This window comes from Lysinibacillus piscis, from assembly GCF_026012395.1.
In the GTDB taxonomy this organism is placed as follows: domain Bacteria; phylum Bacillota; class Bacilli; order Bacillales_A; family Planococcaceae; genus Lysinibacillus; species Lysinibacillus piscis.
This window is the reverse complement of sequence record NZ_BRZA01000003.1, coordinates 224,131-243,777: the sequence shown is the minus strand read 5'-3', so window position 1 is coordinate 243,777 and position 19,647 is coordinate 224,131. Positions and strand designations below refer to the sequence as shown.

The window sequence follows — 19,647 nt, the reverse complement described above, 5'->3', positions numbered from 1 at the left end:
ATGGAGGAATGGACATGAAGCATATTCAAGTAGAGCAATTTTTACAAGAAAAAGCAAAGCATGCAGGTAAAGTAACAGCAGGTGTAGGCTATGATGTGATGAACATTCAATTGAAAGCGGGAGAATCCATTGCTGAGCATTCTGCATCTGGAGAGGTATTGATTGTTTGTCGTCAAGGACGTGTGAAATTCCATGTGGAAGGTCAAGAGACGGAGCTAGATGCACAGGCATTATTGATGTTAGATCCAAATGAAAAGCATAGTCTTGAAGCAATTGAGGACTGCGAAATAATTGTTGTCCGTCTAAAATAGTGAGAGAGGTCCTTTATAGCTGGTAAAGGACCTTTTTATATAACAACTAATAGATAGCCTAAGACGGATAGACAGATAGAGCCGATAAAGCTAGCAATAAGTGCTCTTAATCCAAGTTTTTGAAATGTACGAATCTCAATATTTAAGCCAAGACCCGCCATAGCCATAGAGATGAAAGTATAGGCGATTGTTACCAAAGCTTGTGCGATAGTAGCAGGTATAATCCCCAATGAATGAATGGCACTCATCATTAAAAAGCCTAAAATAAACCATGGTATGGTAGAGAAGGAGAATAACCTTTTCTCCATGCTTTTGTCCATCCTTTGATAAAAAACGCCAATCACAATAGCTACTGGTACAAGTAATGCTACCCGTGTTAACTTTACAATAACAGCTATATCCATAGCATCATTTCCACCAACAGAGGCTGCCGCAATGACATGGGCGATTTCATGTAATGTTCCACCCGCGAAAATACCATATTCAGTAGGAGTTAGACCAAGACCAGAATAGAAAACCGTGTATATCAACGTAAATATTGTCCCCAATATAGCTACAATTGCTGCACCTACAGCCGTTTCCTCTTCATTTGCTTTTATTTGTGGAGCAATGGCAACGATAGCAGCGGCTCCACAAATTGCTGTTCCACAGGCTGTTAATATCCCAAGTTTTTGATCGACTTTAAACATTCTCGCTAGTCCATATACAATGACTAATGTTACTAGCAAATTAATCGCAGCAATTAAAAAGACACGTATCCCTGCATGATAAATATCGGCTAAATTCAAGCGCATACCTAATAAAATAATGCCTAATCGTAATAATTTCTTGCTGGAAAAAGCAATGCCTGCTTGCCATGAATCCTGTATGTTAAAAGCTGCACGCCAAGCCATCCCTAATATAATCGCAATGACCAACTGCCCTAATATGGAGAAGAAAGGGAATGTAGTCATATATTTTGCTACTAAAGCAATGAAACATGTAAGGAGGATGCCTTTCAAAAAATTCGGTTGAAGGGTAGGTTTTACTAAATGTTGTTTACTAACCATGTTGTTCACTTCTTTCTACCTTGTTACTTATTACTTTAGTAAACAATTTATTATTAGTGAAATATATATGTATAATGGTTACTATTAATATTTCTAATAATAGGGGTGAAGCCATGCAATATGATGCACTAAAAACATTTATCACATTAGTTGAAGTGAATAATTTTACAAAAACCTCTGAATTACTTCATATTTCACAGCCGAGTGTGAGTTTACACATTAAAAATTTAGAACAGGAATTACAAACAACCTTATTTATTCGTTCACCCAAATCAGTTCAAATTACACCAACAGGGGAAATTCTTTATAAGCGAGCAAAGCAAATTATGGCTATTGCAGAAGCGGCAAGAGAGGATATTGCTATCTATCACCAAGAAGTGCAAGGTACATTAGTTATTGGGGCGAGTTTTACGATTGGCGAATATATACTGCCTGCTATCATAGCGAATTTACAAAAGCAATTTCCGCAATTGGAGCTCCAAGTAATCATTGGCAACACAAAGGAAATCATTCAACATACAAAATTATTGCAGGTGGACATTGGCTTGATAGAAGGACAAGCCCGTGACAAAGAATTATTGATTACACCATTTATGCAGGATGAGCTATTCATTGTTAGTGCCAGCGACCATCCACTGACAAAGCAACAACCTATTACGGCACAGAAACTCCAACAGCAAAGCTGGGTTGCTCGTGAAGAAGGCTCAGGTACACGTTATTATTTAGATCATTTATTTAGAGCAAATGGTTTACAAATTCAATCACTGTTGACGATTAGTAGTAATCAGGGGGTGAAGGAGAGTGTGATGCAGGGGCTAGGGCTTTCTTTATTATCAACCTGTGTCATTGAACGAGAATTGAAAAATGGGGATATGACCATTTTGCCACTTGAAGGGCAACACTTTATGCGGACATTTTCGTATCTCTGTTCACCAACAATGAAAAATAAGCGTAATGTGGATATATTGATCGAAGTATTGACGAAGAATTAATAATTCGCTGATAGTGAGCATTGATGATTATCTATAATTGTGACGGGTATTTTATTGCTTGGCTTTTTATATATTAGTTCAATGATTTAAGGCCATTCGCTTGATGGAGATTTTATTAAGCGAATGACTTGTTCTTTTCCTACAATTTATTTTATAATGAATGGGAACGTACATTCTTTTAGGGAGGAATTATAATGGCATTCACATCGAAAAATATTTTCCTTAATTTATCAGTGAAAGATGTTAGCAAGACAACTGAGTTTTTTACAGCTTTAGGCTTCACATTTAATCCAAACTTTTCAGATGAGACGACAGTTTGCATGATCATTAGTGATAATATTTATGCTATGCTGATGAATGAGGAACGTTTCGCAGGCTTTACGAAGAAAGAAATTGTTAATACAGCTACTTCTGCTGAAGCGATTTTCTGTTTATCTGCTGAAAACCGTGAGCAAGTGGATGAGCTAGTTAATAAGGCGATTGCAGCAGGTGGCAAAACATACAGTGATCCGCAAGACCACGGATTTATGTATGGATGGGGCTTTGAGGATGTAGATGGTCACCTATGGGAAATCGTTTATATGGATGAAAGTGCAATGCAATAAATAATTGGAAAATGCAATTCGGCTGAACAAGCGAATTGCATTTTTATTTTTCCAAATCGAATATAGCTTTCGGGTAAATTGTTACTTTAGACTCATTAAGTTTCTGATTTTAAAAACCAAGCTTGATGTAATACAATAGTGACAGATTTGATATTTGGAGGTTTTTTAATGGGGGAAAGAGGAAGACCTAAAGGTGCAAGTGGAGAAGAAAGCAGAGCATTATTACTTGAAATAGCAGCAAAAGAGTTTGCACAACACGGATATCATGCAGCAAAGGTGAGTTCAATTGTCAAAGGAGCATCATTAAGTCAGCCCACCTTTTATCTGTATTTTAAAAATAAAGAAGCCATTTTTGAAGAATTAGAAAATTTATTTCAACGACGAATAATGGAATTTATGAAGAAGAGCCGTTTACAACCAATGCTGGAGCATACGACTGTTCAAACAAGAATTACCCACAATTTAAAGGAGTTATTTACCTTTTTAGCTAAAAATCCAGATTTAACACGAATCGGTTTTTATTTATCCACGAAAGCAAGTGCGATAAAAGTACAAATGGTTGAACAAATTCAAGATAACCTTGATTTTGAAGTCGATGCAGGTTATTTTCGATCAAATTTAGATACACAAATGGTTGCAGAGTGCTTAGTTGGCATGATTGAACGATTAACATTTACTCAATTATTGCTAGAAAAAAAAGAGCCAGAAATGATAGCGAATGATATTGTAGATTTATTATTATTTGGGATGTTGAAGAAATAGCTATGTTTAAAAAAAGAAAATGCTTACTTTTCTTTTTTTATTGTTGTATATTACTTTTAAGTAATATAACTAACAGAGAGAAATTCAAGATGATTTGCCCTTTATTTAAATACCAAATTTTGGTTACAAGAGGAGGTGTTCTAGGTGTAGATTTATGTGTGATAAATATTTTATCACTATATATTACTGTTGAATAATATATAAATGAGGGAGATGCTATGAAAAAAAGATGGAAACAGACAATATCATTATTGGTTATTTGTTTATTGCTTGTGCAGACTGTATTCGCCAGTGCATCAGTATTTGCAACAATACATGATTCACTTCATATAGTCATGACAACAGCAGGGCAGCCTTATCTAGAGGGAGATTCAGCAACAAGCCCTGTGACCATCCAAGTCACAATGACTACGGTAGATAGTGCAGATATACAGGTAGAATGGTCAAGCAATGAAGGTTATTCATGGGAAATGCTAGATATAGCTACACCTCTTGTTATAAATGATGAAGGCGACCACCAAATTTGGTTTAGAATCGTAGGACAGCCTAGCATAAGCAAGCACTTGGTTCGCATTGTAACATCGTCGCCTTCACTAGTATCAGCAAGTAATATTATTTATGTAAATACTAATGTTACTGGTGGTCATAAGGATGGTACGAGTTGGGCAAATGCTTTTGATAATTTGCAATCAGCATTAGAGAAAGCAACAACTGGCGATCAAATTTGGATTGCTGAGGGGAGATATACGCCAACGAAAGCAGTTGAAGATGGCGACCCACGTTATATGGCATTTCAAATGAAAAATGGTGTTGAAATTTATGGTGGCTTTGCAGGCAGTGAAACCACATTAGAACAGCGAAATCTTGCCGTACACCACGAAACCATACTGGATGGACAAGGCATCATGTATCATGTCTTTTATCATCCATACGGCTTGAATTTAAATGAAACGGCAGTTCTTGATGGTGTGACAATTACAGGTGGAAATGCGAATGGAAGTACGACAAATATGTCTGGTGGTGGCATGTACAACTCAGATGGAAATAGCCCATCTTTAACAAATGTAAAGTTTATAGCAAATAAAGCGGGATTAACGGGAAATGGCTATGGTGGCGCTATGTATAATAACAGTGGAAGTAGCCCGATTTTAACAAATGTGCTATTTGAAAAAAATGAAGCTACATTAGGTGGAGGTATCTATAATGGCACAACTAGCAATCCAACGTTAACGAAGGTGATTTTCAATAAAAATCAGGCGAGTATTAGAGGTGGGGGTATCTACAACACCAAAAGTAGTCCCGTCTTAACAAATGTTACATTCAATGAAAATGAAAGTAAGTTTTTCGGAGGTGGTATCTATAATGAACAAAATAGTAGCCCAACCTTAACGGATGTAACTTTTAATGAGAATAAGGCGGCATCTCATGGAGGGGGTATATACAATTTTCAGGAAAGTAACCCAACTTTAACAGATGTAATTTTCAATGAGAATAAGGCGTCTCTAGGTGGAGGTATATACAATCTTCAGAAAAGTAGCCCAATCTTAGCCAATGTCACTTTTAATAAAAATCAGGCTATTAGTCAGGGAGGGGGCATGTTCAATTATCAAGAGAGTAGTCCAATTTTAACCAATGTTATATTCAACAAAAATGTGGCAGAGACTAACGGAGGAGGAATGTACAATTGGATTCAAAGTAATCCGATTATGCAGGATGTTATATTCAGTGGGAATGAAACAGATAATAGTGGAGGAGGTTTAGCTAATATTACAAGTAACCCAATCTTAACCAATGTCCTATTTAGTGAGAATAGAGCAACTAACAGCGGAGGAGCTATCTTCAATGTGGAAAGTAACGTTCTCTTAACTAATATGGAATTCAGTAGAAATAAAAGTAGCCACGGAAGTGTTATGTACAATTGGGAGAGTAAGATTCTCTTAACAAATGTGACGATAAGTGGGAATGCTTCAGATACTAGTAATAAGGCTGCTATTGATGGTGGGAACTCTACTAGTGTGATTCGTAATAGTATTGTGATTGGCAATAATGGTTCAGCATTTGCTAATTATCAGGGCAAGGTTGAAAATAGTTTGATTGATATTATGGATAGTGGAATTGTGAAAGGAAAATTGTATGATGCTGTAGGGAACCCTGTTGGAGTAGCCACTTATATAGCGGAAGATGTGTTTGTAGATTTTTCTAATGCGAAGTATCAATTAAAAGCAGGCTCTCCAGTGATTAATCAAGGTGATTCAAGCTACCCTGAATTAATAAATGTAATGAAGGACCTTTCTGGTAGTCAGCGTATTCAAGGTGGGAAGATTGATTTTGGAGCCTATGAAGCATTGCCTTATACGATTAGTTACCATGAGAATGGGGCAACAGAAGGAAATGTACCAATTGATAATAACACATATGCCATGGGGAATAATGTGATAGTGATAGGTAATACAGGACAGTTAGTGAAAATAGGTTATACATTTACAGGCTGGAATACACAAGCAAATGGTCAAGGCACACATTATGATGCAAATGCAACCTTCCAAATGGGAACAGCCAATATTATATTGTATGCTCAGTGGACAGTGAACCCAACGTATACTATGACATATGATGCAAATGGAGCAACCAGTGGAAATGTGCCACAGGATAGCAATCAGTATGAAGAAAATGAAATGGTAACAGTACAGGGGAATAGTGATAATTTAATACTAACGGGTTATAGTTTTGCAGGTTGGAATACACAGGCAGATGGAACAGGAATAGCCTATACAGTAGGTGATACTTTCCGAATGGGAGCAACAAATATCACCTTATATGCTCAATGGCTAGCAAACCCAACGTATACAGTGACATATGATAGCAATGGAGCAACAGGTGGTACAGTACCACAGGACAATGCATTGTATGAGGAAGCTCAAACGATTAAGGTACAAGATAATAGCGGTAATCTAGTGAAAACAGGTTATACATTTACAGGCTGGAATACACAAGCGAATAGTCAAGGTATACATTATGCTACAAATGCGACCTTCCAAATGGGGACAGAGAATATCATCTTATATGCTCAATGGGCGGTGAATCCACCTACATCAGGCGGAGATAATAATCCATCATTGCCACCAACTTCAAATGGCAACAATATATCACAAACATCAACCGACCATGACTTTTCACTACCAGCAACGATAAAAATTACACTGCATACAAATGGTGGTATAGCACTGGAGCCAATCGAGGTAACGTATAATACGAAAATAAGTGATTTACCTGTACCAAGAAGAAAAGGCTTCCGATTTGATGGCTGGTATCAAGATGAAATATTCATGAAGAGGTGGCCTGAAAATGAGCTCATAAAGAATCATTTAACGCTTTATGCAAAATGGACAGCAGAGTCTGACGTACTACAAGAACCACAACAGTTATCAAAGCCAGTGGTAATATTTGATGATATAGAGGATAATTGGGCTAGAGGCATGATTGAAGAATTAGCTACACAAGGTATTATCAAAGGCTATGTAGATGGTACTTTCCGTCCAAATGAGTCCATTAGTCGCCAACATGTGGCTGTATTATTCACACGTGCTTTTGAGTTCAAGGCAGTGCGCCCAGCCACAGCCTTTTCAGATGTAGCATCCAACCATATGTACTATAATGCGATTAGCACTTTACAGCAGGCGGGCATTATTGATGGGGCAAATGGGGCATTTCATCCAACAGACAATATTACGCGTGCACAACTAGCAAAAATGTTAGCCAATACATTACAGTTAACGGCTGAGGGGGCAAGCTCCTTCAACGATGTAGATAGTAGCCATTGGAGTGCAGGCTATATTGCAGCAATAGAGCAGGTAGGAATTGCATTAGGAGATAATAGAGCATTCCATCCAGAAGCCACTGTTACCAGAGCACAACTAGCAGCCTTTTTATATCGCGCAATCAATTATACTGATTCAGATGGACATAAATTTGAATTTCGCACAGAGTAGTTTATGATAAAGAGGAAAAAACATATATGCTAGTTGAGAGGAAGGAAAATATGGAGGCTTTTGCAGAGTATTTAGCGAAAATTGATAATCCGCAGCACCGTGAGCGGACAGAAGAGATTTTAACATGGGTAGCCACGAAATTTCCGATTCTAGTGCCGAAAATTGCATGGAATCAACCGATGTTTACGGATCATGGTACATTTATTGTAGGATTTAGTATATCTAAACAGCACTTAGCGATGTCTACTGAACAAGTGGGAATTGCACGTTTTTCAGAAGAGATTATACAAGCTGGCTATGAGCATACAAAGCAGTTAATGCGCATCAAGTGGGATAAGCCTATCGACTATGCTTTACTTGAGCGAATGATTGATTTTAATATTGCAGATAAAGCAGATTGTGCAACATTTTGGCGAAAATAAGAAGATGGATGGTTGAGGCTACTCAATCATCCATCTTTTTTACATGGGAAAACTATACTTTAAAGAGTCTAACCATTTTTTGTAGATCATCTGCCATTTTAGCTAAGTTATGAGAGGATGCGGAAATTTCCTCGATTGTCGCCAATTGTTGTTCTGCACCAGAGGCAACACTTTGTGTGCTTAATACAGCATTTTCAGCATTTTGGGATACTAAAGTAAGTTGCTGAGCGAGTGAATGGGCATTTTCTGTAATACTATTGATGAGAACTGCAACATCGTTCATTTGCTCAGAAACATCGTTGGCAGAATGATAGATTTTTCCAAATGATGCACTTGTAGTAGTAATTAATTGCATACCTGTTTCTACGTTTTGTGTGGATTTTTCCATTGAACTTACTGCATTGGCAGTGTTGGCTTGAATATCACGGATTAAGGCTGTAATCTGTTCAGCCGAGCTACGTGATTCCTCAGCTAGCTTTCTTACCTCATCTGCTACGACAGCAAAGCCTTTCCCATGTTCTCCAGCCCGTGCTGCCTCAATGGCTGCATTCAGTGCTAACAAATTAGTTTGGTCTGAAATATCCGAAATAACAGCTACGATTTTCTCAATTTCTATGGAACGTGTATTTAACGATTTAATAATGTTAGCTGTTTGCAGTACAGAATCATTAACCGTTTGCATTTGTTGAACAGTGCTTTGAATAGCAGTATTTCCTTTTTCCGCTTCTAAAGCAGTGACTTTCGAGTTGTTTAACGTATTAGCAATAGAATTTGTGATAGTAGTAATATTATCTTCCATGTTTTTGATTGAATTAGTTGCTTCGTATGTACCATGTAAAGAAGTATCAGCACCCCCAGCTAAATCCATACTTGCTTCAGCAATGTGTTCTGCTGCATGATTCGTTTGCTCTGTGCTTGCTAAAAGCTCTTCAGAAGAGGAGGCCACTTGCTCTGAAGATTCACGCACTCGATGAATGACTTCTTTTATACTGGCTAACATGTCATTAAAGGAGGCCATCAAAATACCTAGCTCATCTTTGGATGTATATGTACCTTGGACAGTGAAGTCACCTTTAGCTGCTTCTACTAGTAATGATTTCATTTCATTCACAGGATGTGTAATTAATTTTGCAAGAATCCTACAGAGTAAAACAACCAATATATAGATAACAGCAATTATAATCGACTGCATGATAAGGGAACGAGTTTTTTCTTCTTTGCTCGATTTATAAAAATCTTCAGCATACTGATTATTAAAGTCAATCAGCTGTGTGTTGACATCAACTAGCTTAGAAGCGGTAACGGTGAGCTGATTTGTATAAATATTGAGAGCCTCGCTATTTTTATTTGTGTTGACTAGCTGAAAAATCTGGGCTAGCTCATTATGGTATGTTTTCCTTAGCTCGTCGAATTCCTCGAACATTTGAATGACTACAGGAATATTTGCATTGTATTGACCTCGTAGTGTATCTATTTCTTGTTGTTTAGCATCAATACTGGCAATGTATTCTTGATTGTGAGTAGGATGCTTGGAAATAATAAGCTCTAGAATTTCTGTATTTGATTCTAATTGATTGGCTTTCATATTGGATACAATTTCTATAGGCACGACATTCCAATTATAGATATTTTCTATACCTTTACTGAGTTTGGAAGTTTGCCATAAACTGATTCCGCCAATAATTAATAAACCAATCGTTGCAACAGTGCTGAGGAATGCCATTTTTGTCGAAACTTTTGAATTTTTCAGCCATTGCATCCATAATCGCCTCACTTGTCATAAGTTATTTTGTTGTCACCATTTGCTGCTGTTATCATACACTAATTTTTAATAGGAAGTACCTTTATTTTAAAGAAATCCAACCAATTAGTATATATTGGGCAATATGAACTTTATGTAAAGCGAATGAAAAGGAATATGCGCCTACAAAAGAAATGATGAAAATAATAGTAATAAAAAATGAAATGGCTTAAGCCCTATTGGATTTAGAGCTCAAGCCATTTCAATTTATGCTTGAAAGGATTTACTTTGCTTAGATGTTTTTGAAATAGGGAACCTTTTTTAAGAAGGCACAAAGAGGGATAGCAATTACAAGACCTAGAATATTTTGTACAAGATCTCCAGGGATAGAAGCTAAAGGAGCTACCCAGTTGTGATACAAAATGACTTCACCAATATAGTAGACAGCTACCATGACAGGAATAGATACTACTGCTGCTGTAATGTTGAAGGCTAGATTTGTGCCTTTTTTGTCATGGAGAAAGGCAATTTTCCCAACGATATAGCCTTGCACACCTCGTGCTACAATTGTGATGGGAGCCCAAATCAACCAACCACCAAAAATATCAAATAATCCCATACCGACTGCCCCTGCGATAGCGCCTTTTTTTGGCCCGAATAGAATGGATATTGTAAATAACATGGCCGTTCCTAAGTGGACAAGTCCGCCTTTTGCTGAGATTGGTAGCTTAATATTAAAGTTAGTAGCGACAAAGACAAGACTAATGAGTACAGCCGTTATGACTAAATCAAATGTTTTATTTTGTGTTTTAGATATCCTTTGAATTTGTTGCATATGAAATACTCCTCGCTGTGATGAAATTATCAATAACTTTAGCAGATAACTGATAGGTCTAAAAGTGTCAATTTTATAAATAATATAGTGGTCAGTTTGATGTGGTTTGTTGCAAATGGTATCTGTGTTACTATTAAACATAATGAAACGAAATGGAGGATATGTATGAAAAAAGTTGCTGTGATACAGGATATGTCCTCTTTTGGTAAATGCTCGTTAACAGCCGCATTACCTGTGTTGTCAGTGATGGGTGTGCAGGCGTGTCCATTGCCAACAGCCATTTTAACGGCACAAACAGAGTACCCGAGCTTTTTCTGTGAGGATTTAACGTCTAACATGCCATTTTTTACAGAGGAGTGGCGTAAGATGAATGAACACTTCGATGGCATTTTAACAGGCTTTGTCACAGGAGAAGAACAAATTAATCATATTTTTCATTTCTTAAATACTTTCCAAAGACAAGAAACTGTGGTGTTAGTTGATCCAGTAATGGGGGATCAAGGTGAAGGCTATCCGATGTTTACTGGCAAGGTGTTGGATGAGATGAAGGAATTAGTGAAACGAGCAAATATTATTACACCGAATATTACGGAATGCTGTATGCTGACAGGTTTATCTTATGAAAAGCTTCATCAGTATACAACGAAAGAAGATTATGTAAAAGCTTTGGAAGAAGCGGCACGGATGCTGGCTAAGGAGACAAATACGCATGTTATTTTGACAGGGATTATTCCGCCAAGGCAAGAGCCTTCCATTGGTAATTTGTTAGTTGCTAACGATGAAATTTTTTTCAGCACACAACCTTTTAATGGTGCAGGATATTCAGGTACAGGTGATTTATTTTCAGCCGTTGTGATGGGAAGTATTTTGCGTGGTCAAAGTATAATAGAGGGTATTACATTGGCAGAAACTTTTCTAACGCAAGCAATTCAAGAAACGCATACTGAACATATACCTCGCAATGCGGGTATTCATTTTGAAAAATATTTAAAGCTACTCATATGACGATTGTTCTTTAAAAAAGAACAATCGTCATTTTATTTTGCTGCAATCTAGATGAGGGATAAAGTAAATATATGTCTTTAATTAATGCCACTTTGATATTAATCAACTAAAGACAACGTTTACATATGGGGGATTTATATCATTAAAAGAATGATGGCTGAATTTTCTGAAAACTACATTGACAAAGTGGTTCATCGGCAATTATGATATGACCTATGTTGTTTAACTTTATGTATAGAGCATTCATTTCAAAATAATTGAAATTTCAATCCGACTACACTTATTTGTTAAATTACCATTTGTTCTAAACATAAAATTTAATGCGATTGATTATACAGCATAAAAATATAAAAAAATTTAATTTCATGCAAAGGGGAACGAAAGATGACAACAACTGTATCGGCTTTAAAAACATATGAGTATTATGTGAACGGGGAATGGAAGACAAGTGAGTCAGGACAAACTATTGATATTCAATCACCATATCTTTATGAGACAATCGGAAAAGTACAGGCTATTACTAAAACAGAAGTAGACGAAGCGATTCGTTTTGCACAAGAGGCTCAGCAAATTTGGGCTGAGTATTCATTACAAGAACGTGCAAGTTACTTGCATAAATGGGCTGATGAATTAATAAATATGCAAGATGAGATTGCGGAAATTATTATGAAGGAAGTCGGTAAAAGCTTAAAGGATGCTAAAAGTGAGGTTGTCCGTACATCCGACTTTATCCGTTATACGGTTGGCGAAGCATTACACATGCATGGAGAGAGTTTGAGAGGGGATAGCTTCCCAGGAGGCTCTAAATCAAAGATTGCTATCGTGGATCGTGTACCTTTAGGGGTGGTACTAGCGATTTCACCATTCAATTATCCAGTGAATTTAGCTGCTGCTAAACTAGCTCCAGCCTTGATTGCAGGAAATGGTGTTATTTTCAAACCAGCTACACAAGGGGCAATTAGTGGTATTAAAATGATAGAAGCGCTTCATAAAGCTGGCTTCCCACAAGGTCTCGTTAATATCGTGACAGGTCGTGGGTCTGTTATTGGCGATTATTTGGTGGAGCATGAGGGAATTGATATGATCTCCTTCACAGGCGGTACAAACACAGGTGTAAGCTTAGCGAAAAAGGCAGGAATGATTCCGCTTGTACTAGAGCTTGGCGGAAAAGATCCAGGAATCGTGTTAGAGGATGCTGATGTAGCTGAAGCAGCGAAGCAAATTATTAGCGGTGCTTTCTCTTATTCAGGACAACGTTGTACAGCGATTAAGCGTGTATTAGTGCATGATAGCGTAGCGGATGAGCTTGTTGCATTATTAAAAGAGGAAATTGCAAAGTTATCTGTTGGTTCTCCTGAAGATGGCAGTGTTATTGTTCCGTTAATTGATGAGCATTCAGCGGACTTTGTACAAGGATTAATTGATGATGCCGTTGAAAAAGGTGCTGTTACAGTAATTGGTAATCAACGTGAGCGTAGCTTGATTTACCCAACATTACTTGATCATGTGACAGAAGATATGAAGGTTGCTTGGGAAGAGCCATTTGGACCTGTGCTACCAGTTATTCGTATCCAATCTGAACAAGAGGCAATTCGTATTGCTAATGCATCTGAATATGGATTACAGGCAAGTATTTTCACGAAGGATGTAAATAAAGCTTTTGCTATTGCGAGTAAATTAGAGACAGGCTCTGTACAAATTAATGGCCGTACAGAACGTGGTCCAGATCATTTCCCATTCATTGGTGTCAAAAAATCAGGTATCGGTGTGCAAGGTATCCGTAAGAGCATCGAGTCCATGACACGCGAAAAGGTAACGATTTTAAATATACTTTCATAATATAAATGGAACTCCCTGCTAGTTAGTATTTGCTTACTAGTAGGGTTTTTTGTTCAGAAAATAAAGATAATTCAGAAAATAAAGGGATTTTCATCAAGAATGTCGTATTTTATATACTATATTATATATGTACTGGAAGGGGGTTTTGCTTATGTTGAAACTATATGAATCAGGCTTATTTTATGATGAAATGCTTGAGGGGAGCAAACCAAAGAGGCATTATCAAACTTTCTATCAGCAACTGGAGGCATTTTCTGAACAGCAGCTTCGTGATAAGCATCATGCAGCACAATCAAGCTTTTTGCGAAAAGGAATCACATTCACTGTCTACGGCGCTGAGGGAGGAACAGAGCGGACGATGCCGTTTGATTTTATCCCAATTATTATTCCAGAGGATACATGGAAAATGATTGAGCGTGGTATGAAACAGCGAGTTAAGGCATTAAATCAATTCTTACATGATGTTTACCATGAGCAAAAAATTGTTGATGCAGGTATTGTCCCAAAGACACTCATTGATAATAACCCATATTACTATAAACAGGCGATTGGCACGAATATCCCGCTACAAAACCATATTTTTCTTGCAGGTATTGATTTAATTCGAGATGAAAATGGGAAGTATTGTGTGCTTGAGGACAATTTACGCAATCCTTCCGGTATGAGCTATGTCTATCAAAATCGCTATGTGATGCGTAAAATATACCCTGAGTTTTTTGATGATTATGCAATTGAACGGCTGGAGGGGCAATTATTGCATTTACAGGAAGCCTTACGCTCTCACCGCCCATTAAATATGCCAGCAGATGTGGAGGTACATGCCGTTTTATTGACAGCGGGTATTTATAATTCTGCCTATTATGACCATGTATTTTTAGCGAAGCATTTGAATATCCCACTTGTGGAAGGGCGCGACTTGGTGGTAAAAGAGGATGTCGTTTACTTAAAAACCATTTTAGGGCTTAAGCGTGTAGACGTTATTTATCGCCGTATTGATGATGATTTTCTTGACCCTGTTCATTTTAGAGAGGACTCTTTGCTAGGTGTGCCATATGTGTTGGATGCTTATAAAAAGGGCAATGTGGCTATTTTAAATGCCATTGGTAATGGTGTGGCAGATGATAAGGCGATGTATCATTATGTACCAGAGATGATTCGCTTTTATTTGAATGAAGAGCCAATTATCGACAATGTGAAAACCTATTTGCTTGAAGATGAAGAGACAAGGGAATGGGTACTTAATCGTTTGGATGAATTGGTTGTGAAAAATGTTGGGGCATCTGGTGGCTATGATATGTTAATTGGCCCACATGCTACAGAAGAAGAGCGTCAAATTTTCTATGAAAAAATAATCGAAGCACCTCATCAATACATTGCACAGCCGACAATTAAGTTATCACGTGCTCCTGCATTTCAAGAAGGGCGATTTTATCCATGTCATGTGGATTTACGTGTCTTTGTCATGAGTGGTGAAGAAATGTATGTACTGCCAGGTGGATTGTCGCGTGTGGCATTGAAGGAGGGCTCACTTGTTGTGAATTCCTCTCAAGGTGGGGGCGGTAAGGATACGTGGGTTGTGAAGGGAGCTGGTGACCATGCTTAGTCGTGTAGCAGATTCATTATATTGGATTGGACGTTATGCTGAACGCACACAAACAAATGCTCATATTTTATATGCACAGCTAGAGTACATGCTGGAATCCAGTCGCAAGGATGTTATGTATGATAAAGAATGGGTGACAGTGCTGAAAATTTGTGGGTATCTAGAAGATTATCAAATGTATTACCAGCAAGGAATTTTAGAGGATATGGTACATTACCTAGTATATGATAGTCGGAATCTAGATTCACTTGTTGCTACCATTACGAGTGTGCGTATGAATGCTCGTAATACACGCGATTGTATGCCGAATGAGCTGTGGGAGGAATGGAATGACCTGTATCTAGATATTCAGGAAGGTACTTATCCAGAGGCGTTTTCGTTATTAAATACCACCAATTTCTTAACACGCATTCGAAAAACGACTTTAACGGCAACAGGTATCATTGATTCATTGATGACAAGAGATATAGGCTATCGATTTTTGAAAATTGGTAAATGGCTCGAACGTTCTGAGAAAACAGCACTCATTTTACATCATTTATTAGAGGTAGAGAATGAGTTAGAACCAGATCGTGCTATAAGGCTAGGGCTACAATTAACGAATACGGTAGAGGAGTATGCCTACCGTTCTCGGGTGTTAACAGTAGACAGTGTGTTGAAATTTTTAATTAGCGATTTGAAATGTTCACGCTCTGTAGCATATGGACTACATAAAATAAAGGATACAGTGTATGATATAGAACAGGGATTAACGAATCAAAATGTAGAAAATATGTATCGTGCGTTAGATGAGCTAATTGCTTTAACAAGTGTTGATGTAACAGCATTAACATTAGCGGAGCAAAAACAGTGGGTTAAAAATATTCGACAAGGTTGTATCAATTTTGGTCCTATTCTAGCACAGGCTTATTATTTAGCACCACCTATTATGGCTGTGTAGCGCATGTAAAGAGGGGTAAATGTATGAAGTACCGTATCACACATACGAATAGTTTTCATTATGAAAGCGAAGTGGAGCAATCGTTGAATACGATACGCTTGAAGCCGAGAGCGGGTGAATGTCAGCGTGTATTATCGTATGATTTAACGATTTCACCACAGTCAATGATAAAGGAATATACAGATATTTGGCAAAATAATATCGGTAACTTTTTTATTGCGGAAGCACATAGTGAGCTTATTATTACGGCAACTTCTACAGTAAGTGTGCAAAAGGCTCCGTACATTTATCAAATTAATTATTCAGAGGAAATGCGTAATATTTTTACCTCACAGCTATTCAAAAGTCATTATTTACCGTATTTGAATACATCGACATTGACATCACTGACAGAGGCACAGATGCAAGAGGTGTTGTGGGCTATTGGAGGTAAAAACGATAATCCATTAAAGCTAGCCTGTGATGTGATGACATATTTGTTCAAAACGATTAAATATGACCCGTATGCAACAACCGTTAGCACAACAGCAGAAGAGGCCTTTGATTTGAAGGCGGGTGTCTGTCAGGACTACACACATATTATGCTAGGGATATTGCGCTATTGTGGTATTCCAGCACGTTATATTAGTGGGTATTTGTATGTTGGGGAAGATGATGACCTTATTGGTGACACTGCGACACATGCATGGGTAGAAATTATGGTGCCTGGCATTGGCTGGATAGGCCTTGACCCAACGAATAATGTAGAGGTATTGGATAATCATATTGTGTTATGCGTTGGACGTGATTATCGTGATGTTAGCCCTGTCGAAGGCGTTTATCAAGGTGGAGGGCATACATTAGAGGTTAAAGTAGATGTAACTAAAATTGAGCATTTGTAAGAGGAGCCATATGAAATCAATTGTTGATTTCATATGGTTTTTTATTGTTATACATTTCCTTTAATAATAGGTATACTGATGGGGAACGTATATTCTTTTAAGATATAATTGGAGGGAATTGTTATGCCTTTTTGTAAAGTTAAAAATGCCACTATTTATTATGAGGATGTCGGTGTGGGAAAGCCCATTATTATGCTACACGGTTTTTCATTAGACCATCGATTGATGAGTGGGTGTATGGAGCCTATTTTTCAAAAAAGGGAAGGTTGGCGTCGAATTTATATTGATTTACCTGGAATGGGTCAAAGTAGAGACTATGAACAAATTCATAATTCGGATGAAATGCTAGAGGCGATTATCAGCTTTATTGAGGCGTTAATTCCTAATCAATCATACATAATTGTAGGAGAATCTTATGGTGGTTATTTAGCACAAGGGGTTATTCGAAGTCAAAAGGAGAAATTGCTAGGGGCTGCCTTTATTTGCCCAATGATTTTGCCTAATAAAGAAGATAGAACCGTTCCACAACAGACGATTGTCTATTCTGGTAATGAATTTTTAGCACAACTCACAAAAGAAGAAGTAGATAGCTTTAGTGCCAATCAAGTAGTCTTAGATAAATATAATTGGGAACGATACAAAAATGAAGTGTTGGCTGGCGCTCAACTAGCTGATGATGAATTTTTAACCAAAATCCAGAATAATTATGGATTCTCTTTTAATTTGAAGGACTTTCAATTTCATTCACCAAGTCTATTTTTACTTGGCAAACAGGATGCTGTCGTTGGTTATCAAGATGCTTTTAATACGCTCGCTCAATTTTCAAGAAGTACATTTGCGGTGCTTGATAGAGCTGGACATAATTTGCAAATTGAGCAACCACAATTATTTAATGCGCTAATAGATGAGTGGTTAGACCGAGTAGAGGAATCAAATGAGAAGGATGTGTAATAAATGACAACAGAAAAAGAAAAGATGCTGGCTGGTGAGTACTATAATGCTATGGATGCAACGTTAGCGAATGATAGGCAGAACGCTCGAAGGCTGACAAGAATGTTTAATCATTCTATTGAAACAGAGGACGAAATAAGGAAGCAGCTATTAAAAGAATTGCTTGGTTCAACAGGCGAAAACTTCTACATCGAGCCAACATTCCGCTGTGATTATGGTTATAACATACACGTTGGTGAAAATTTCTTTGCGAATTTTGACTGTGTATTTTTAGATGTGTGTGAAATTCGTATTGGTGTCAATTGTCTGCTCGCACATGGTGTACATATTTACACAGCAACACACCCATTAGAGGTGGAGGACAGAGTAGCAGGTCTTGAATATGGCAAGCCTGTACAGATTGGGGATAATGTGTGGATTGGCGGCAGAGCGATTATCAACCCTGGTGTGACAATTGGTAACAATGTCGTGGTAGCGTCAGGGGCTGTGGTGACAAAGGATGTACCTGATAATGTAATCATTGGTGGGAATCCTGCCCGAATTATTAAACATATACCGACAAAATAATAAAGAGCAAGGGTACCTTAAAATAGGCCCTTGCTCCTTTTATCTTGGTTCAGTGGGTGTCCCAACGCCCGCTGAACCAAGATAAAAGCCCCAGCGGGTGTCATGGATTTTGAAGAGGAGCTTTTTCGAGCGAGCTCGAAAAAATCCAGACGCAATTACGCTTCAGCGTAATTGATTTACTAGGATTTTGACAATTCAATAAAACCTCGTCCAAATACATCTCGTACATCATGAATAGCAACAAAGGCTTCTGTATCAATTTCCTTTACGATTCTCTTCAGCTTTACAACCTCTTGCTTATTGATGACAATATACAAAATTTCCTTTTGCTCCTTTGTATAATAGCCATGACCAGATAGCACAGTTACACCACGATTCATATAGGCACTTACTTTTTCAGCAATAGCTTCAGGATTTTTAGAAATAATCGTAGTAGCTTTTTGAGGGTTCACACCTTCTATTACAAATTCCATGACCTTTGTACCGATATACAGCATGATTACCGTTAACATTAATGCCTCTGCTCCAATGATGAAAAATGATGAAAAAGCAACAATGAGGTCGAAAAATAGTAGACCATAGCTAATACTCCAACCAAGATATTTATTTGTAATGCGAGCTAATATGGTTGAACCAGCCGTTGTCCCACCAACCTTGATGATTAAACCAATTCCAACACCTGCAAAGACACCACCGAAAATGGTATTGACAATAATTTCATCTGAAGCAATTGACCACGATTCTGTAAAATGTAAAAACAACGAGTGAAAAGATACCGCAATAATTGTATAAATCGTTGTTTGGCGACTTAAAAATCTATAACCTACAATTAATAAAACAGCATTTAGCGCAAAGCTCACAATACTAGGTGACCAGCCAAATAAATAATACGCAATAATGGTAATTCCCGTTACGCCACCCTCACCTAAATCGTTAGGAATAACAAATAGGTTGATAGCCAATGCAAAAAGTAGTGACCCCACCAGAATGAATAAAATATCGGTTATATATTTCCTCATATACACACCACCGTAAGTATTTGATTTTATCTTAAGTACATACTATATCAAGTTTGGTTCATTTTATATAGCTTTATAAGAGAGATTTTTAATTGACAATTCGTATACGATTGTATACATTTAGATTATAAAAATA

General features: G+C 37.5%; 17 protein-coding genes. 13 read left to right on the top strand and 4 right to left on the bottom strand.

Annotated elements, in window-relative coordinates; genetic code table 11:
* Nucleotides 1–14: 14 nt before the first annotated feature.
* Entirely contained in the window at nucleotides 15–311 is a 297-nt protein-coding gene (locus tag OPF91_RS13975; protein ID WP_264989466.1) for a cupin domain-containing protein, read from the top strand.
* Between the two features lie 35 nt (nucleotides 312–346).
* Here OPF91_RS13975 and OPF91_RS13970 read toward each other — a convergent pair whose 3' ends face one another.
* Entirely contained in the window at nucleotides 347–1,360 is a 1,014-nt protein-coding gene (locus tag OPF91_RS13970; protein WP_264989465.1) for a YeiH family protein, read from the bottom strand.
* A gap of 113 nt (nucleotides 1,361–1,473) precedes the next feature.
* Here OPF91_RS13970 and OPF91_RS13965 point away from each other — a divergent pair, with 113 nt between their 5' ends.
* The 5 genes from OPF91_RS13965 to OPF91_RS13945 all read left to right on the top strand — a co-directional run bounded on the left by OPF91_RS13965 (nucleotide 1,474) and on the right by OPF91_RS13945 (nucleotide 8,130).
* Complete coding sequence (locus OPF91_RS13965) at nucleotides 1,474–2,352, top strand: LysR family transcriptional regulator (RefSeq protein WP_264989464.1); 879 nt, start codon at nucleotides 1,474–1,476, stop codon at nucleotides 2,350–2,352.
* Nucleotides 2,353–2,546: 194 nt separating this feature from the next.
* The gene (locus OPF91_RS13960; RefSeq protein WP_264989462.1) at nucleotides 2,547–2,957 is read left to right on the top strand and encodes a VOC family protein; all 411 of its coding nucleotides are present in this window, start codon (nucleotides 2,547–2,549) and stop codon (nucleotides 2,955–2,957) included.
* Nucleotides 2,958–3,125: 168 nt separating this feature from the next.
* Entirely contained in the window at nucleotides 3,126–3,719 is a 594-nt protein-coding gene (locus OPF91_RS13955; RefSeq protein WP_264989460.1) for a TetR/AcrR family transcriptional regulator, read from the top strand.
* Nucleotides 3,720–3,937: 218 nt separating this feature from the next.
* On the top strand, nucleotides 3,938–7,708 hold the full coding sequence (locus tag OPF91_RS13950) for an InlB B-repeat-containing protein (protein ID WP_264989459.1): 3,771 nt from the start codon (nucleotides 3,938–3,940) through the stop codon (nucleotides 7,706–7,708).
* Nucleotides 7,709–7,758: 50 nt separating this feature from the next.
* Entirely contained in the window at nucleotides 7,759–8,130 is a 372-nt protein-coding gene (locus tag OPF91_RS13945; protein WP_264989457.1) for an iron chaperone, read from the top strand.
* A gap of 52 nt (nucleotides 8,131–8,182) precedes the next feature.
* On the opposite strand, the gene OPF91_RS13940 is transcribed toward OPF91_RS13945, so the two are convergent.
* Nucleotides 8,183–9,889, bottom strand: coding sequence for a methyl-accepting chemotaxis protein (locus tag OPF91_RS13940; protein ID WP_264989456.1), 1,707 nt, complete (start codon nucleotides 9,887–9,889; stop codon nucleotides 8,183–8,185).
* A 274-nt stretch (nucleotides 9,890–10,163) separates the two neighbouring features.
* Complete coding sequence (locus OPF91_RS13935; protein WP_264989454.1) at nucleotides 10,164–10,706, bottom strand: ECF transporter S component; 543 nt, start codon at nucleotides 10,704–10,706, stop codon at nucleotides 10,164–10,166.
* Between the two features lie 165 nt (nucleotides 10,707–10,871).
* On the opposite strand from OPF91_RS13935, the gene OPF91_RS13930 reads away from it, so the two are divergent.
* The 7 genes from OPF91_RS13930 (at nucleotide 10,872) to OPF91_RS13900 (ending at nucleotide 18,492) form a co-directional block, all read left to right on the top strand.
* On the top strand, nucleotides 10,872–11,711 hold the full coding sequence (locus tag OPF91_RS13930) for a pyridoxamine kinase (RefSeq protein ID WP_264989453.1): 840 nt from the start codon (nucleotides 10,872–10,874) through the stop codon (nucleotides 11,709–11,711).
* Between the two features lie 384 nt (nucleotides 11,712–12,095).
* On the top strand, nucleotides 12,096–13,550 hold the full coding sequence (locus OPF91_RS13925) for an NADP-dependent glyceraldehyde-3-phosphate dehydrogenase (RefSeq protein WP_264989452.1): 1,455 nt from the start codon (nucleotides 12,096–12,098) through the stop codon (nucleotides 13,548–13,550).
* 151 nt (nucleotides 13,551–13,701) lie between these two features.
* A complete protein-coding gene (locus tag OPF91_RS13920; RefSeq protein WP_264989451.1) occupies nucleotides 13,702–15,153 on the top strand; it encodes a circularly permuted type 2 ATP-grasp protein in 1,452 nt (483 codons plus the stop codon).
* Complete coding sequence (locus OPF91_RS13915; RefSeq protein ID WP_264989450.1) at nucleotides 15,146–16,093, top strand: alpha-E domain-containing protein; 948 nt, start codon at nucleotides 15,146–15,148, stop codon at nucleotides 16,091–16,093. Before OPF91_RS13920 ends, OPF91_RS13915 begins: the two co-directional genes overlap by 8 nt.
* 23 nt (nucleotides 16,094–16,116) lie before the next feature.
* Entirely contained in the window at nucleotides 16,117–16,974 is an 858-nt protein-coding gene (locus OPF91_RS13910; RefSeq protein WP_264989448.1) for a transglutaminase family protein, read from the top strand.
* A 123-nt stretch (nucleotides 16,975–17,097) separates the two neighbouring features.
* The gene (locus OPF91_RS13905; RefSeq protein ID WP_264989447.1) at nucleotides 17,098–17,925 is read left to right on the top strand and encodes an alpha/beta fold hydrolase; all 828 of its coding nucleotides are present in this window, start codon (nucleotides 17,098–17,100) and stop codon (nucleotides 17,923–17,925) included.
* A 3-nt stretch (nucleotides 17,926–17,928) separates the two neighbouring features.
* Nucleotides 17,929–18,492 (top strand): maltose acetyltransferase domain-containing protein, encoded by a 564-nt coding sequence (locus OPF91_RS13900; RefSeq protein ID WP_264989445.1) that lies wholly within the window; start codon nucleotides 17,929–17,931, stop codon nucleotides 18,490–18,492.
* A 179-nt stretch (nucleotides 18,493–18,671) separates the two neighbouring features.
* Here OPF91_RS13900 and OPF91_RS13895 read toward each other — a convergent pair whose 3' ends face one another.
* Nucleotides 18,672–19,511: a YitT family protein gene (locus OPF91_RS13895; protein WP_264989444.1), complete on the bottom strand. Its 840-nt coding sequence runs from the start codon at nucleotides 19,509–19,511 to the stop codon at nucleotides 18,672–18,674.
* Nucleotides 19,512–19,647 lie beyond the last annotated feature (136 nt).

Coding starts and splice junctions, on each gene's coding strand:
- OPF91_RS13975 (WP_264989466.1), top strand. CDS start 15: ATGAAGCATATTCAAGTAGAGCAATTTTTACAAGAAAAAGCAAAGCAT.
- OPF91_RS13970 (WP_264989465.1), bottom strand. CDS start 1,360: ATGGTTAGTAAACAACATTTAGTAAAACCTACCCTTCAACCGAATTTT.
- OPF91_RS13965 (WP_264989464.1), top strand. CDS start 1,474: ATGCAATATGATGCACTAAAAACATTTATCACATTAGTTGAAGTGAAT.
- OPF91_RS13960 (WP_264989462.1), top strand. CDS start 2,547: ATGGCATTCACATCGAAAAATATTTTCCTTAATTTATCAGTGAAAGAT.
- OPF91_RS13955 (WP_264989460.1), top strand. CDS start 3,126: ATGGGGGAAAGAGGAAGACCTAAAGGTGCAAGTGGAGAAGAAAGCAGA.
- OPF91_RS13950 (WP_264989459.1), top strand. CDS start 3,938: ATGAAAAAAAGATGGAAACAGACAATATCATTATTGGTTATTTGTTTA.
- OPF91_RS13945 (WP_264989457.1), top strand. CDS start 7,759: ATGGAGGCTTTTGCAGAGTATTTAGCGAAAATTGATAATCCGCAGCAC.
- OPF91_RS13940 (WP_264989456.1), bottom strand. CDS start 9,889: ATGCAATGGCTGAAAAATTCAAAAGTTTCGACAAAAATGGCATTCCTC.
- OPF91_RS13935 (WP_264989454.1), bottom strand. CDS start 10,706: ATGCAACAAATTCAAAGGATATCTAAAACACAAAATAAAACATTTGAT.
- OPF91_RS13930 (WP_264989453.1), top strand. CDS start 10,872: ATGAAAAAAGTTGCTGTGATACAGGATATGTCCTCTTTTGGTAAATGC.
- OPF91_RS13925 (WP_264989452.1), top strand. CDS start 12,096: ATGACAACAACTGTATCGGCTTTAAAAACATATGAGTATTATGTGAAC.
- OPF91_RS13920 (WP_264989451.1), top strand. CDS start 13,702: ATGTTGAAACTATATGAATCAGGCTTATTTTATGATGAAATGCTTGAG.
- OPF91_RS13915 (WP_264989450.1), top strand. CDS start 15,146: ATGCTTAGTCGTGTAGCAGATTCATTATATTGGATTGGACGTTATGCT.
- OPF91_RS13910 (WP_264989448.1), top strand. CDS start 16,117: ATGAAGTACCGTATCACACATACGAATAGTTTTCATTATGAAAGCGAA.
- OPF91_RS13905 (WP_264989447.1), top strand. CDS start 17,098: ATGCCTTTTTGTAAAGTTAAAAATGCCACTATTTATTATGAGGATGTC.
- OPF91_RS13900 (WP_264989445.1), top strand. CDS start 17,929: ATGACAACAGAAAAAGAAAAGATGCTGGCTGGTGAGTACTATAATGCT.
- OPF91_RS13895 (WP_264989444.1), bottom strand. CDS start 19,511: ATGAGGAAATATATAACCGATATTTTATTCATTCTGGTGGGGTCACTA.